The 15133-nt window shown below is 71.1% G+C and carries 11 protein-coding genes; 8 read left to right on the top strand and 3 right to left on the bottom strand.

Going from position 1 to position 15133, the window contains the following annotated elements; genetic code table 11:
* Positions 1 to 5: 5 nt before the first annotated feature.
* The 7 genes from OHB21_RS37700 to gatB all read left to right on the top strand — a co-directional run bounded on the left by OHB21_RS37700 (position 6) and on the right by gatB (position 9620).
* Positions 6 to 2618, top strand: a complete 2613-nt coding sequence (locus tag OHB21_RS37700; RefSeq protein WP_407675093.1) for a serine/threonine-protein kinase — start codon at positions 6 to 8, stop codon at positions 2616 to 2618.
* Positions 2619 to 2660: 42 nt separating this feature from the next.
* The gene (locus OHB21_RS36165) at positions 2661 to 3491 is read left to right on the top strand and encodes a siderophore-interacting protein (protein ID WP_195126329.1); all 831 of its coding nucleotides are present in this window, start codon (positions 2661 to 2663) and stop codon (positions 3489 to 3491) included.
* A 177-nt stretch (positions 3492 to 3668) separates the two neighbouring features.
* Positions 3669 to 4556: a serine hydrolase family protein gene (locus OHB21_RS36160; RefSeq protein ID WP_067508819.1), complete on the top strand. Its 888-nt coding sequence runs from the start codon at positions 3669 to 3671 to the stop codon at positions 4554 to 4556.
* Positions 4557 to 4626: 70 nt separating this feature from the next.
* The gene (locus tag OHB21_RS36155) at positions 4627 to 5661 is read left to right on the top strand and encodes an ATP-dependent 6-phosphofructokinase (protein ID WP_195126328.1); all 1035 of its coding nucleotides are present in this window, start codon (positions 4627 to 4629) and stop codon (positions 5659 to 5661) included.
* 41 nt (positions 5662 to 5702) lie between these two features.
* The gene (locus tag OHB21_RS36150) at positions 5703 to 6131 is read left to right on the top strand and encodes a hypothetical protein (protein ID WP_195126327.1); all 429 of its coding nucleotides are present in this window, start codon (positions 5703 to 5705) and stop codon (positions 6129 to 6131) included.
* A gap of 151 nt (positions 6132 to 6282) precedes the next feature.
* Positions 6283 to 7662 (top strand): alpha/beta hydrolase family protein, encoded by a 1380-nt coding sequence (locus tag OHB21_RS36145; protein ID WP_195126326.1) that lies wholly within the window; start codon positions 6283 to 6285, stop codon positions 7660 to 7662.
* A 452-nt stretch (positions 7663 to 8114) separates the two neighbouring features.
* Positions 8115 to 9620, top strand: a complete 1506-nt coding sequence (gene gatB / locus OHB21_RS36140) for an Asp-tRNA(Asn)/Glu-tRNA(Gln) amidotransferase subunit GatB (protein WP_067508828.1) — start codon at positions 8115 to 8117, stop codon at positions 9618 to 9620.
* Positions 9621 to 9666: 46 nt separating this feature from the next.
* Here gatB and OHB21_RS36135 read toward each other — a convergent pair whose 3' ends face one another.
* The gene (locus tag OHB21_RS36135; RefSeq protein ID WP_067508831.1) at positions 9667 to 10767 is read right to left on the bottom strand and encodes a PQQ-dependent sugar dehydrogenase; all 1101 of its coding nucleotides are present in this window, start codon (positions 10765 to 10767) and stop codon (positions 9667 to 9669) included.
* A gap of 169 nt (positions 10768 to 10936) precedes the next feature.
* Between OHB21_RS36135 and OHB21_RS36130 the strand changes: the two genes are divergently transcribed.
* On the top strand, positions 10937 to 11794 hold the full coding sequence (locus OHB21_RS36130; protein ID WP_067508833.1) for a DoxX family protein: 858 nt from the start codon (positions 10937 to 10939) through the stop codon (positions 11792 to 11794).
* 194 nt (positions 11795 to 11988) lie between these two features.
* Here the strand turns inward: OHB21_RS36130 and ilvD are convergent, their stop codons facing one another.
* A complete protein-coding gene (ilvD, locus tag OHB21_RS36125; protein WP_067508835.1) occupies positions 11989 to 13830 on the bottom strand; it encodes a dihydroxy-acid dehydratase in 1842 nt (613 codons plus the stop codon).
* A gap of 429 nt (positions 13831 to 14259) precedes the next feature.
* Positions 14260 to 14853: a PH domain-containing protein gene (locus tag OHB21_RS36120; RefSeq protein ID WP_084537569.1), complete on the bottom strand. Its 594-nt coding sequence runs from the start codon at positions 14851 to 14853 to the stop codon at positions 14260 to 14262.
* Positions 14854 to 15133 lie beyond the last annotated feature (280 nt).

Here is a 15133-nt window from a genome sequence, read left to right as displayed (position 1 = left end):
ACGGGGTGGACGGACCTGGATGGCGGGTCGGTAGTCGGTTCGGGCCGTACGAGCTGCGCGCGCTGCTGGGCAAAGGCGGCATGGGCGAGGTCTACGAGGCCTACGACACCGTGAAGGACCGCGTGGTGGCGGTCAAACTCCTCTCCGAGGAACTCGCGAAGGACCCGGTGTATCAGGTGCGGTTCCGGCGGGAATCGCAGGCCGCGGCCCGGCTCGCCGAACCGCACGTCATCCCGATCCACGACTGGGGCGTCATCGACGGCGTGCTGTTCATCGACATGCGCCTGGTGCGCGGTCTGGACCTGCGCACCCTGTTGCGCGCCACCGGTCCGCTGGACCCGGAACGCGCTGTCGGCCTCGTCGAGCAGATCGCCGCGGCCCTGGACGCCGCGCACGCGGGCGGGTTGGTGCACCGCGACGTCAAGCCCGCCAACATCCTCGTCACCGACGCCGACTTCGCCTACCTGGTGGACTTCGGCATCGCGCACACCGAGGGCGATTCGGCCGTCACCCAGGTCGGGATGGCGGTCGGTTCCTACATCTATATGGCGCCGGAGCGGTTCGACGTGGGGCCGGTGACGGGTCGCGCCGATATCTACTCGCTGGCCTGCGTGCTGCACGAATGCCTCACGGGGGCTTCGCCGTTCCCGGCGGCCAGCATGAGCGTGCTGATCAAATCGCATCTGGCGGAGCCGCCGCCGCGTGCGAGCGAGCAGGTGCCCGGCATCCCGCCCGCGCTGGACGACGTGATCGCGCGCGGCATGGCGAAGGATCCGGGCGAGCGGTTCGCCACGGCGATGGAACTCGTGCGCGCGGCGCGGGCGGCGTTGTCGGGTGCGGTGCGGCCGAATCCGGGCGCGGGCGGATATGCGCGCGGTGCGCATCCGGTCCCACCGGGCGCCGCCGCGGGTCGGGGTGGACACACGACGGGCGCGCAAGCGGTCCCACCTGGCACCGCGTCGCGTTCGGGTGGGCACGCGACGGGCGCGCATCCGATCCCGCCGGGCGCCGCCGCGCGTTCGGGTGGGCACGCGACTGCTGCGCGAGCGGTCCCGCCGAGTGCTGGTTCGCGTCCGACCGGACACACGACGGGTGCGCAGCCGCTCGCGCCCGGTGCCGCGGTGCGACCACCCGTGGTCCCGGGCCAGACCACCGGCGCGCAGCCGGATCCGGCCGTGTCCGCGCCGACGTTCGTGGTGCGCGTGCCCGCGCGTTTCGCCGATCCCGACGGGACCGGGGCGAATCCCGTGGTGCCGCCGGAGTCGACGGGGGAGATGTCCATCCCGGCCGTCATCCGCCCGTCGGACCCCACCGCCGTGCACCCCACCGAGATCGAGTTCACCCCGCTGCCCACGCAGGAACAGCCCGCGGTGACCCCGCCGCCGCCCTCGGCGACCGGGCCGATCCCGCAGGTGCGTCCGTTCCCCGACGCCCACCTGTACCCGGAGGAACAGCGGTACGCGGATCCCGCCGAGCCCTACGAAGCTCCCGAGACCCGCGTGTATCCGTCGGTGGCGCAACCTGCTCCGGAGACCCGGGCGTACGGCGCGGCGGAAGGTTATGGGAATCCGGACGCCGGGTACGGCGCTCCGGACAGCGGATACGGAAGTCCCGAAGGCGCTTACGGAGCTGCGCAGGGTACCTATGCGAATCCCGATGCGGCGTACGGGAGTTCCGAGGGCGCCTCCGGAAACCAGGGCGCGTTCGGAGCTCCCGACAGCGGATACGGCGGCCCCGGTGTGGATCCGGACGGGCAACTCGCTCCGGAGACCAGGCGTTATCCCGAACCGCCGTTCCCGCCGCCGGCTCAGCCGAGGCACACGGCCGAACCCGCGCCCCGGCCCACGTATCCCGATTACGGCGCTCCCGCGCAGGCGTACAGCGCCGTGAACTACGACGACAGCCCGCAGGGTGGTTACGACTCGCCACGCGGGTATGGAGCTCCGGGCGGTTACGACGGGCCGGGCGGTGGCGACGCGCAGGGCGGTTACGGCGCCGCGGGTGGGTACGGCGCTCAGGGCGGTTACGACCAGCAGAGCGGTTATGACCAGCACGGCTACGACCAACAGAGCGGCTACGACCCGCAATCCGGCTACGGCGCGCCCGACCCGAACCGGCGCGGCTACGACCACGACCGGTCCGACGAGCGCCGCTCGGTCGTGATGCCTGTCCTGGTCTCGCTGCTCGCGATCGTCGCCATCGCGGTGGTCGGCGTGGTCGGCTGGCAGGTGCTGCGCGGCGGCGGCGACGAACCCGCCGCGGCGGGCACCACCGCCGCACCCCGCACGACGCCCCCCGCGGCCGGTCCCGCGACCTCGGACGCGCCCACCACCGCACCCACCACGACCTCGGCCACCCCGGTCCGGCTCCCGGCGGGCGCGACGGCCTGCGGCGCGGATTCGGCACCCGCCGGCCAGTTCTCGCGGGCGGCCATCGGCAACTCGGTGACGAGCTGCCCGTTCGCCGAGGAGGTCCGCCGCGCGTACGCCGCGTCCGAGTCCGCCACGGTGGTGGCGACCAGCCCGGTCACCGGCCGCACCTACACCATGACGTGCACGCCGCAGGGCCAGCTGGTGGCCTGCTCGGGCGGTGAGAACGCCCTGGTGTACGTGTACTGACGACGATCACCCGGTCACGTTAGGTTTTGCTAACCTAACGACATGGCCAAGCGCGTGAAGTACGTCAAGCCCGCGGAGCGGCGGATCCGTTCCGCGCAGACCCTGGCGAACAAGCGGATCAGTCCCAACTTCGTCCGGGTCACCGTGGGCGGCCCGGACCTGCACGATTTCGACGCCATGGGGTTCGACCAGTGGTTCCGGCTGTTCCTGCGCCGCGACGGTCAGACCGACCTGCGCCTGCCCACCGTCGCCAATGACCTCTGGTACGCCCAGTACCTGCTGATGAGCAAGGATTCGCGCCCGCTGGTGCGCAACTACACCGTGCGCGCGTATCGTCCGGCCGGCGAAGGGCAATACGGCGAGCACCCCGAGATCGACATCGATTTCGTCGCGCACGGCGACGACAGCCCCGCCTCGCGCTGGGCGAACAACGTACAGCCCGGCACGCCGATCGGCCTGTTCGACGAGGGCCTGATGTACCAACTGCCCGAGCACGCGACCTGGTCGCTGATCGTCGGCGACGAGAGCGCGTTGCCCGCCGTCGCGGGCATCCTGCGCGACGCGCCCCGCGACCTGCGCGGCGCCGCCTATATCGAGATCCCGCATCCCGACGACGTCCAGGAGCTGGAGGCGCCCGAGGGCGTGCGGGTGCACTGGCTGCCGCGCGCGGACCCGCACGACGAGGTCGGCAAGCTGGCGCTGGACACCGTGCGCGCCGCCGAGGTGCCGTCCTCCGGCGTCTACGCCTTCGTCGCCGGGGAACAGAAGCTCGCTTCCGGCGTGCGCCGCTTCCTCGCCAACGACCGCGGCGTCCCCAAGGCGGACATCACTTTCACCGGCTACTGGCGCTTCGGCAAGGCCTCGCCGAGCTAGGCCGCGACCGCGCTGCCGGCGCGAAATAGGCCGGGAGCTGCGAAGTTACGGTGGTGTAGGTCTGCGGGCGGCCGTGATCGGCGGCGGCCGCTACTATGCCTGCATGGATGCGCGCGGACTCTTGGGGGGCGTGCTGACTTGTAGTCCGGTGAGTACGCAGGGATTCTGATTCGCGATATGGCTAGTGATGAACCGGGGCGTCTGGCGAAGGCGCTGGGGGCGAGTGCGCTCGCCGTGCTGTTGCTGACATCCTGTGGCACGGAGTCCGAGGGGGCGGCGGCACAGGAGACGACCACCACCACCCGCGCCGCGTCGGACACGGGGCAGCAACGCCTCCAGATCACGGTTCCCGGCACGCTGGCCCACGGATTCCAGGAATTGACCGCGCAATTGAGCGGCACCTTCGGGATGGCCGTGATGCCGGTCGGCGGCGAGCGCATGGTCACCTTCGGCGACTGGACCACCGGCCCCGCCTGGTCGACCATGAAGGTGCCGCTGGTGATCGCCGCCCAGCGCGATAACGCGGGCGCGTCCACCTGGTCGATGTCGGCGGCGATCACGTCGTCCGACAACGCCGCCGCCGATGCGCTGTGGCAGGGCCTCGGCACCGGGCAGCAGGCCGCGCAGGCGGTCGAGGCCGTGCTGCGCGAGGGCGGCGATCAAACCACCGTGGTGCCCGCGACCCGCAGCCGCGCCGAGCATTCGGCGTTCGGGCAGGCGGAATGGTCGCTGTCCGAACAGGTCCGGTTCGCCTCGCGGTTGCCCTGCCTGCCGCAGTCGGACACCGCGCTGAACCTCATGGGCCAGATCATCCCCAACCACCGGTGGGGCCTCGGCCAGCTCAGCGCCGCGGAGTTCAAGGGCGGTTGGGGGCCCGACGCCTCGGGCGCGTACCTGGTGCGCCAGTTCGGCGTGATCGACATCCCCACCGGCCGCCTCGCGGTGGCCTTTGCCGCGCAACCCGATTCGGGCGCGTTCGCCGACGGGATGAACGCGCTCAACCGGATGGCGACGCTGCTGTCCCAGCACCTCGGCGAGCTCACCGGAGGCTCCTGCCCGCCCTGAGTCCCGCCGTTACCCAGGGTTCACGGGGGCGGGGATGCCGCGCGCGCCGGGGAGGGGCAAGATAGCGGCCATGCGCATCGGAGTCTTGACCGGAGGCGGGGACTGTCCAGGGCTGAACGCGGTCATCCGTGCCGTCGTTCGCACCGCGAACGGACGCTACGGCGACGCGATCGTCGGTTTCCAGGACGGGTGGCGCGGCCTCTTGGAGGACCGCAAGATCCACATCCACAACGACGACCGCACCGACCGGCTGCTCACCAAGGGCGGCACCATGCTGGGCACCGCCCGCACCAACCCCGACGTGCTACGCGACGGCCTCGGCAAGATCAAACAGACCCTGGACGACAACGGCATCGAAGCGCTCATCCCGATCGGCGGCGAGGGCACCCTCACCGCCGCCAGCTGGCTGTCCGACGAGGGCGTGCCCGTGGTCGGCGTGCCCAAGACCATCGACAACGACATCGACTGCACGGACGTCACTTTCGGCCACGACACCGCGCTCTCCATCGCGACCGAGGCCATCGACCGCCTGCACACCACCGCCGAATCGCACCAGCGCGTGATGCTGGTGGAGGTGATGGGCAGGCACGCGGGCTGGATCGCGATCAACTCGGGCATGGCCGCGGGCGCGCACCTCACGCTGGTGCCGGAGGTCCCGTTCGACGTGGCCGAGGTGTGCTCGATGATCAAGAAGCGATTCCAGCGCGGCGACAAGCACTTCATCTGCGTGGTGGCCGAGGGTTCGCACCCCGCGCCGGACTCCGGGTTCGCGCTGCGCGAGGGCGGGATCGACGAGTTCGGGCACGAGCGGTTCACCGGCGTCGCCCAGCAGCTGGGCGCGGAGATCGAACGCCGCATCGGCAAGGAAGTGCGCACCACCGTGCTCGGCCACGTGCAGCGCGGCGGCAGCCCCACCCCGTACGACCGGGTGCTGGCCACCCGCTTCGGCCTGCACGCCGCCGAGGCCGTGCACGCCGGGCACTTCGGCCAGATGGTGGCGCTGCACGGCACCCAGATCGGCCTGGTGCCGCTGTCGGAGGCCACCAAGCAGCTCAAGCGGGTGCCGCCGGAGCGCTACCGCGAGGCCGAGGCGTTCTTCGGCTGACGCGGTGGCCGGGGCGCGGCCGGCGAACTACGCTGGCCGCCATGGGTCTTGCCATCGAGGATCTGCCCGCCGCCACCGCCACCGTGCTGCGCCGCCGCGCGCGGGCCGCCGGGCTGCCGATCACCGCGTACGTGCGCGCCGAACTGGTCGCGCGGGCGTCGGGGCGCACGCCGGAGGACACGATCGTGGACTTCCTGCGGTCGGCGGGGCGTGACCTCAACCCGGAGATCGACGCCGACGCGTCGGCGCTGGTCACCCTCTACGACCTGCCGTCCGACGCGCTGGCGGTGTTCGGCGCGCGGGCGCGCGCGGCGGGCCTGCCGCTGGGCGAGTTCGCGCGCAAGGAACTGATCGGCTCGGCCCGCCGGGCCACCGTGGCGGACTCGCTGGAGGAGTTCCGCGAGGTGATGGGGGAGGACGCCGACCTGTCGGAGGTGGCTGCGGCCATCGCCTACGCGCGCGGAGCCTGACCACTGCTCGACGCCGAACGCGGAGGCCGGCGAGTCCGCGTCGTCATCGACGGGATCACCGGGACAGCTCAGGTGAAGATCATCCGCCAGAGGTATGGGCCGTAGCCTCTCGGTGGACGCCGAACCAGGTGTGTTTGAGTAGGTTCGTGCCATGCGAAAAGGTCGGTTGATTGCGTTGGCCCTGTTCGTCGTCACCGCGATGGTGGCAGGGTGTGGATCCGACGCGGACCCGCCCGACCCCACCAAGGGCGACTGGCACGGCGCGATCGAGATCCCCGGCCAGGCGGTGAACGTCGGCGTCACCTTCGGCGACGACGGCACCGCGACCATCGACATCCCCGACCAGGGCGCCGAGGATCTGCCCCTGAAGGATGTGCGCTCCGATCGCGAGGCGGTCGAATTCGCCATTCCCGACATCCCGGGCGATCCGGTCTTCAAGGGCAGGTACGACTCCGAAACCGGCAAGATCACCGGCGATTTCACCCAGTCGGGCCAGTCGTTCCCGCTGACGCTCGAGCGCGGCGCGCTGGCACCGCCGGCCCGCCCGCAGGAGCCGAAGCCGCCGTTCCCGTACGAGTCCGAGGACGTGACGTTCACCAGCGGTGACATCACCGTCGGCGGCACCCTCACCACACCGGAAGGCGACGGCCCGTTCCCGGCCGTCGTGCTGATCACGGGCAGCGGACCGCAGGATCGCAACGAAACGCTGTACGCGCACAAGCCTTTCCTGCTCGTCGCCGACACGCTCACCCGCGCGGGGTACGCCGTGCTGCGCACCGACGACCGCGGCGTCGGCGACACCGGCGGCGATCTGAACCAGGCGACCTACGACGATTTGGCGAACGACGTCACCGCGGGGATCGACTTCCTGCGCGCTCGCTCCGAGATCGACCCCACCCGGATCGGACTGTTCGGCCACAGCGAGGGCGGCTACCTCGCACCGATGGTTGCCGCGCGGCCCGACAGCGGGGTCGCGTTCGTCGTCCTCATGGCCGGGCCCGCGGTGTCCGGTGGTGACGTGCTCATCGAACAGTCCGGGGTGATCATGCGGACCGAGGGCGCACCCCCCGAGGTGATCGACCGGCAGATCGCCGACACCACCGAGATGGTGGCGCTGATCCGGGCGGGCGATATCGAGGGCGCCAAGCGAGCGGTCGAGCGCAGCAACGCCGCGCTGCCCGAGGAACTGCGCCTGCCGGAAGACGACGCGAGTGCTCAGATCACCCCGTACTTCGCCGCGCTGATCAACTACGACCCGGCCCCGGCGCTGTCGGCGCTGCGCATTCCGGTGCTCGCCTTCTACGGTGACCGGGACCTGCAAGTGCTGTCGTCCCAGAACGAAGGCCCGGCGCGCGCGGCGCTCGCGCAGAACCCGGACGCCACCGTGCACGTCTTCGGCGGCCTGAATCACCTCATGCAGCCCGCCGAGACCGGCGCGCCGAGCGAGTACCCCACGATCGAGACCACCATCGACCCGCAGGTGCTCACGTTCATCACCGACTGGCTCACCCAGCACGTCCCCATCTCGTAGTGGACGCGGACCGGCCGTATCCGAGTACGGCCGGTCCGCCCGCCCCGTCGCACGTCGGTGGTCACCGTCGGGCGTTCGGGGCATCGTCCGAGCTGCCCGATCCGTCCGCCATACGGTGCCTGCTGAGCGTGTGCCGCATCGCCGAACGGGATCCGCGATTGCGGGTAGAGCGAATGGGCGATCAAGCCCGACCTCGGCTGCCGTCCGGGGCTTCGCGCGTGGTGGTCGCGTCGTGCGGCCTTCCCCACGCCTCGACCGTAGCGCTGGTGCGTGACGGCGACTGCGGGTCCGAGGTGTTCCTGCGGCGACGGGTCGGCCGACGAGTCATCGCGGCCGAGGGGCGCGGCCGAGGGGATCGCGGGCCCCGAAGCCGGTGATCCCCCGCCAGGTCTGGTTCCCGCGCACCAGATCCGGGCGCGGAAGCCGAGGGCGAAGTACATACACTTGTCGCCATGAGTGCACCCACGGTCGAGCTGATGGACTATGCCGATGTCGTCGCCCGCTACGAGCCGGTGCTCGGCATGGAGGTCCACGTCGAGCTGTCCACCGCGACCAAGATGTTCTGCGGCTGCCCCACCGAATTCGGCGCGGAGCCCAACACGCAGGTGTGCCCGGTGTGCCTCGGACTGCCCGGCTCGCTGCCGGTGGTGAACCAGCAGGCGGTGGCCTCGGCCATCCGCATCGGCCTGGCGCTGAACTGTTCGATCACGCCGTGGGGCCGGTTCGCGCGCAAGAACTACTTCTACCCGGACCAGCCGAAGAACTACCAGATCAGCCAGTACGACGAGCCGATCGCCACCGACGGCTACCTCGACGTGGTGCTCGACGACGGCAGCACCTTCCGCGTGGACATCGAACGCGCCCACATGGAGGAGGACACCGGCAAGTCGGTGCACGTCGGCGGCGCGACGGGCCGCATCCACGGCGCCAGCCACTCGCTGCTGGACTACAACCGCGCGGGTGTGCCGCTCATCGAGATCGTCACCAAGCCCATCACCGGCGCGGGCGAGCGCGCCCCCGAGGTGGCCCGCGCTTACGTCACCGCGCTGCGCGATCTGCTCAAGGCGCTCGAGGTGTCCGATGTGCGCATGGAGCAGGGCTCGCTGCGCTGCGACGCGAACGTCTCGCTGATGCCGGTCGGCGCGAGCGAGTTCGGCACCCGCACCGAGACCAAGAACGTCAACTCGCTGCGCAGCGTCGAGACCGCCGTGCGCTACGAGATGCGCCGCCAGGCCGCGGTGCTCACCGGCGGCGGCACCGTCGTGCAGGAGACCAGGCACTTCCACGAGGCCGACGGCTCCACCTCGCCCGGGCGTCGCAAGGAGACCGCCGAGGACTACCGCTACTTCCCCGAGCCCGATCTCGAGCCGGTCGCGCCCGACGCGGCGTGGGTCGAGGAGCTGCGCGCCACCATCCCCGAGTACCCGTGGCTGCGCCGCGCCCGCATCCAGGCCGACTGGGGCTGGTCCGACGAGGTCATGCGCGACGTGGTGAACGCGGGCGCGCTGGACGCCATCATCGCCACCGTCGAAGCCGGCGCCCCCGCCAACGAGGCGCGCTCCTGGTGGGTCAACTACCTCACCGAGAAGGCGAAGGAGCGCGAGGTCGCCCTCGAGGACCTGCCGATCACGCCCGCCCAGGTCGCCGAGGTGGCGGCGCTGGTCGAGGCCAAGGCGGTGAACAGCAAGGTCGCCAAGCAGGTCGTCGATTTCGTGCTCGCCGGCGAAGGTGAGCCCGCCGCCATCGTGGAGGCCAAGGGCCTGGGCATGGTCAGCGACGACAGCGCGTTGCAGGCCGAGGTGGAGAAGGCGCTGGCCGCCAACCCCGATATCGCCGACAAGATCCGCTCCGGCAAGGTGCAGGCCGCGGGCAAGATCGTGGGCGACGTCATGAAGGCCACCAAGGGCCAGGCCGACGCCGCCCGCGTCCGTGAACTCGTGCTGGCCGCCTGCTCCTGAGCATCGGAACCGCCCGCGACCGAATCCGGTCGCGGGCGAGCTTCTTCTAGTCCGGTCCGGTGCCGCCCGCGGAATCCGGCGGGATGCGGACGACGCGGTCGTCGTTGGGGCCGGGCTGTCCGTCGGACTTGTTGACGGTGCCGACCCACACGTTGCCGTCGGGGCCGATGGTGGCGCCGCTGAGGCGGCCGTAGCGGTCCTGGGCGAGCATGCTCGGGGCGGTGGTGATGGTGCGGGTGCCGGGGTCGGCGGTCGCGATGGCGAGCGCGTTGGCGAAGGTCAGCGCGACCGCGACGGTGTCGCCACCCGCCGCGCAGCCCGCGACGCCGGGGCGGTCGGGCCAGGTCCACCCGGTGATCACCGTGCCGTCGTTGCCGAGGCGCTGCAACCGGTCGACGGCCGGGGTGCGGTCGGTGATCCACACGCCGCTGTCGCCGTCGCGGCACAGATCGCCCGCCACGCCGATGCCCGACACCGCGATCTCCGGCGATGCCGAACCGGGCGCGGGGGAGTTCAGCCGCAGCACCTTGCCCGCCAGCGACGACGGCGAGGTGGCCAGGCCGGGATTGCCCGCGTCACCGGTGAGCACCAGCAGCTGGCCGGGGTTGGCCCATTCGATCGCGCCACGATTGCCGGTGGCGCCCTTCGGGATTCCCGTCAGGATGGGCTTCGGCTCGCCCTCCTCCGCGATGCGCACCACCCGGTTGTCCGAGGCGGTGGTGATGTAGGCGAAGAGCAGGCCGTCCTCGCGGTAGCTCGGTGAGAGCGCGATATCGGTGAGGCCGCCGTCGCCGGAGCCGTCCACCTCGACCCGCGCCACCTCGACCGGCGGGGTGTCGGGGTCGACGACCTTCAGGATGCGCCCGGTGCGCCGCTCGGCGACCAGCGCGCCCTCCCCGATGCCGACCAGGCCGCCGGTGGTGTCGAGGCAGGTGGCGACCACGGCCGGGTCCTGATCGATGCACGGACCGCTGGGGCGGGTGGTGGACGGTCCGCTGTCCTCCGGCGGCCTCGGGTTGGCCGGGTTGAACGTGGGCTCGGGCGTGAACGGGCTCGACGCGGAGTCATCGAACCGGGCGCACCCGGACAGCGCGGCGACCCCGAGTGCCACGCTCATGACGAGACGTCCCACGACAACCAATCTCATGCCCCTGACGTTACGGAAATACCCGCAGGCGCGCCGCTCCCGGGTGCGTGTTGACACGCCGTCACCGCCGGACTCCCGCGCACGCCCGCCGCGACATAGGGTGTACACCCATGACCGAGCGTGAGCGATCCATCGGCGCGGGGGAGCCGGAAACCAGTGAGGCGCGCCTGTGACCGACAAGCCGAACGACACCGCGACGGGTGAGCAGCCCTCGGCGACCACCACCGGCCGCGGCGTCACCAGCCCGTTCGATTCGCCGACCGAACAGTTCCCGCAACCGGACCTGACCAAACCGGCGCCGGGCGAACTACCGCGCACCGACGACGAACTCGGCCTGGACCCCGACGTGCCGGGCACGGGCAAGAATCCGGGGGCCGCCGACTTCCCCGCCGACGATTCGCCGACCTACTCCTACGCCAGCATCCCGCCCGCCGCCAACGCGCCGGGCGAGCCGAGCAAGGCGGCGCGGCGGCGCGAGGCCGAGAACCGGCGCGGCACACTGGATCTGGGCCTGCTCCTGCTGCGGGTGGTGGTCGGCGCGACCTTCCTCTACCACGGTTTGCAGAAGCTGACCGGCTGGTTCCACGGCCCCGGCCTGGACGGCACCCGCGACATGATGGCCGAAGGCGGCTGGGACCACCCGACGGTGTCCACCGTGCTGGTCACCGTCGGCGAGGTGGGCGGCGGCATCCTGCTGATCCTCGGCCTGGCCACCCCGCTCGCCGCGGGCTCGGTGCTCGCGGTGATCCTGAACGCGTGGGCCTGGAAGCAGGGCATGATCCCCGGCTTCCAGTACAACAGCGGCACCCCGACCGGCGTGGAACTCGACAGCATCCTGGCCGGCGCGGCCGCCGTCCTCATCCTCACCGGCCCCGGCCGGCTCTCCCTGGACCGCAACCGCGGCTGGGCCACCCGCCCCGCCTGGGGGTCGTTCGCCGTCCTGCTGCTGGCGATCGCCGCCGCCGCGCTCACCTACTGGTACCTGCACGGCGGCAACCCCTTGACGGGGATCGGGCCCTTCGACTGACCAGCGCGCCCGGCACAACCGCGCGAGGCAGCCGTCGCGAGACGGTCTCGGGTTGTGCCGGGGCGTATCCCCGCTGACGACGTGGGGCCGCAGTACTGGCGCGATGTGAGCGGCGATCCTCGCTCGCACGGCAGATACGTCCCGAGAATGCCGAACGGCCCCCGAAACATCGGGGGCCGTTCGGTTTTCGCGGATCAGGGGACGCGGCGGACAGCGCCCTTGTCGGCCGAAGTGGCCAGCGCCGCGTAGGCGCGCAGGGCCGTGGTGACCGGGCGGTCGCGGTGCAGCGGCTGCCAGGGCCGTTCGCGGGCCTCCATCTTGGCGCGGCGCTCGGCCAGCGTGGCGTCGTCGACCAGCACCTCGAGCGTGCGGGTGGCGACGTCGATGCGGATCTGATCACCGTTCTCGACCAGGCCGATCACACCGCCGCTGGCGGCCTCGGGGGAGATGTGGCCGATGGACAGGCCCGACGTGCCGCCGGAGAAGCGGCCGTCGGTGATGAGCGCGCACTGCTTGCCCAGGCCCGCGCCCTTCAGGAACGCGGTGGGGTGCAACATCTCCTGCATACCCGGCCCGCCGGAGGGACCCTCGTAGCGCACGACGACCACGTCGCCGGGCTTGATCTTTTTGCCGAGGATGACCGACACGGCCTCCTCCTGCGACTCCACGACCACCGCCGGGCCCTGGAACGAGAACAGATCCTCGTCGATGCCCGCGGTCTTCAGGATCGCGCCGTCGGGCGCGATATTGCCGCGCAGCACCACCAGTCCGCCCTCGACGGTGTAGGCGTGCTCCTTGTCGCGGATGCAGCCGCCCGCCGCGTCGGTGTCCAGCGAGGACCAGCGGTTCTCGGTGGAGAACGGCTGCGTGGTGCGCACGCCGCCCGGCGCGGCGTGGAACAGCTCGATCGCCTCGTCGGACGCCTTGCCGGATCGGATGTCCCAGGTGTCGAGCCATTCGTCGAAGCTCGCGGTGTGCACGGTGGTCACGTCGGGGTCGAGCAGTCCGGCGCGGCGCAGCTCGCCCAGGATGGCGGGGATGCCGCCGGCGCGGTGCACGTCCTCCATGTGGTAGTCCGAGTTCGGCGACACCTTCGACAGGCACGGCACCCGGCGGCTGATCTCGTCGATGGTCTGCAGATCGAAGTCGATCTCACCCTCCTGCGCGGCGGCCAGGGTGTGCAGCACCGTGTTGGTGGAACCGCCCATCGCCACGTCCAGGGCCATCGCGTTGCGGAAGGCCTTGGCGTTGGCCACGTTTCGCGGCAGCACCGAGGCGTCGTCGTCGCGGTACCAGCGGTTGGCGATGTCGACGATCACCCGGCCCGCCCGCTCGAACAGGGCACGGCGCGCGGCGTGCGTGGCCAGCGTGGAGCCGTTACCCGGCAGCGCCAGACCCAGCGCCTCGGTGAGGCAGTTCATCGAGTTCGCGGTGAACATGCCCGAACAGGAACCGCAGGTGGGGCAGGCGCTGCGCTCGACCTCGCTCAGGCCCTCCTCGGACACCGCGTTATTGGCGCTGGCCGAGATCGCGGTGATCAGGTCGGTGGGCGCCTGCGCGACACCGCCGACCACCACCGCCTTGCCCGCTTCCATGGGGCCGCCGGAGACGAACACGGCCGGGATGTTGAGCCGCATGGCGGCGTTCAGCATGCCGGGGGTGATCTTGTCGCAGTTGGAGATGCACACCAGCGCGTCGGCGGTGTGCGCGTTGGCCATGTACTCGACGGAGTCGGCGATGATCTCGCGCGAGGGCAGCGAGTAGAGCATGCCGCCGTGACCCATGGCGATGCCGTCGTCCACGGCGATGGTGTGGAACTCGCGGGGCACGCCGCCCGCGGCCCGGACCGCTTCGGCCACGATCTCGCCGACGTCCTTCAGGTGCACGTGGCCGGGCACGAACTGGGTGTAGGAGTTCGCGATCGCGACGATCGGCTTGCCGAAATCGGAATCGGTGAGGCCGGTGGCGCGCCACAGCGCGCGAGCGCCTGCGGCATTGCGTCCGGCGGTGGTGGTGCGTGAGCGAAGGGGTGGCATTTGGGGGGTCCTCGGGTGGTCGCGGGGGCTGTGGTGCGACGGCGCCGAACGATTTCGGCGGCCTGTCTACGTTACTCCCCGACTCGGCGCGTCCGGAGCGCCCGTGCGGGCTATCGAGTACGCGTAGCCGGAGATGTCGCCGAGGAGTGGTCCCTCCGCATTCGCTCCGGGCTGCGCATCGGCGGTCCTTCCGCGTTCGCTCCGGGTCCCGCTTCGCGAACTGTGGGTGTCCCGCTTGGCTGGGGAGCTTGTTGCGTGTTGGGCTACCCGGTTGGTTGGGGGTTGGCCTTGCGCTGGTTGCCGGCGAACCCACTTGGTGGCAGGTCAGCCGCGCGTACCTGGGCGCAACCCGCTTGGTCGGGAGATTATTCCGTGAACACCGAAGGTGTGATCCGTTCGTGGTGCCCGCGGAAGGTCGTCGCCGAGTGTCTAGTCCGAGCCGCCGCTCGCGGAGCCGCTGTCGCCCGAGCCGCCACCGGTCGCGCCGCTGTTGTCCGACGAATCGCTGTCCGCGGACCCGCCCGCCGACTCGGCCCGCTTCTGCGCCTCGCGTTCGGCGCGCGCGGCCTCGGCGGCCGCCGCGAACAGGTCCGGGATGCGTCCCTTCGACGCCTCGATGAACTTGCGCAGCTGGTCGTAGCTGACCGCGGGCAGCTTCACCTCGGTGTCGTCGGTGAGGTGCGCGCGCACCCAGCCGCGCGGCGGGATGCTCACGCCGCGGATCCGGTCCCAGTCCAGGTGCCGCGAGCTCGTCACCGTGCGCAGATCCAGCCCCCGGTCGGACACGACGGTGCGGGTGCGCTCGATCCAGTAGATCGCGAACAGCGGCAGGATCGCCGTCCAGCCGAGCAGGGCGGGCCAGCCGACGATGAAGATGAACACGCCGAGGGCGAGCACGACCACGCCCAGGTAGTTGAGCCGGGTGACTCGGATGACCTTCACGTCGCCGCGACCCGTATCCGATCCCGCCGCGGCGGTGTGGGACGATTCAGTAGGTGGCACGGACTGATGCGGTGATGACACACCACCATCCTCGCATCCTGGTAATCGGACACAAGCAACCACTGGCGTCCCACATAATGGGACATACCGGGTCAACTGTTTGACTCTTCGGTTCACGCCCGCTTAACGTCGTGCGCGTGAATCGAAACGAGTTGCTCGTAATCGGCCGGCGCGTCCAGCGTTGAGCCTGACTACCTGAGTCGAATACGTCAGCTCGCGTTGCGACGCGCCACCCTCGAACAGCCTTGTGCTGATCGAGGGCTTTTTTGTGTTCGGGCAGTGCCCGGCGCGGCGGGTCGCC

This window comes from Nocardia puris (assembly GCF_036051655.1).
In the GTDB taxonomy this organism is placed as follows: Bacteria; Actinomycetota; Actinomycetes; order Mycobacteriales; family Mycobacteriaceae; genus Nocardia; species Nocardia puris.
This window is presented reverse-complemented; position numbering and strand designations above follow the sequence as displayed.

Excerpts from the sequence above, each read along its gene's own strand:
- OHB21_RS36165 (WP_195126329.1), top strand. The coding sequence starts at position 2,661 with ATGGCCAAGCGCGTGAAGTACGTCAAGCCCGCGGAGCGGCGGATCCGT.
- OHB21_RS36160 (WP_067508819.1), top strand. The coding sequence starts at position 3,669 with ATGGCTAGTGATGAACCGGGGCGTCTGGCGAAGGCGCTGGGGGCGAGT.
- OHB21_RS36155 (WP_195126328.1), top strand. The coding sequence starts at position 4,627 with ATGCGCATCGGAGTCTTGACCGGAGGCGGGGACTGTCCAGGGCTGAAC.
- OHB21_RS36150 (WP_195126327.1), top strand. The coding sequence starts at position 5,703 with ATGGGTCTTGCCATCGAGGATCTGCCCGCCGCCACCGCCACCGTGCTG.
- OHB21_RS36145 (WP_195126326.1), top strand. The coding sequence starts at position 6,283 with ATGCGAAAAGGTCGGTTGATTGCGTTGGCCCTGTTCGTCGTCACCGCG.
- gatB (WP_067508828.1), top strand. The coding sequence starts at position 8,115 with ATGAGTGCACCCACGGTCGAGCTGATGGACTATGCCGATGTCGTCGCC.
- OHB21_RS36135 (WP_067508831.1), bottom strand. The coding sequence starts at position 10,767 with ATGAGATTGGTTGTCGTGGGACGTCTCGTCATGAGCGTGGCACTCGGG.
- ilvD (WP_067508835.1), bottom strand. The coding sequence starts at position 13,830 with ATGCCACCCCTTCGCTCACGCACCACCACCGCCGGACGCAATGCCGCA.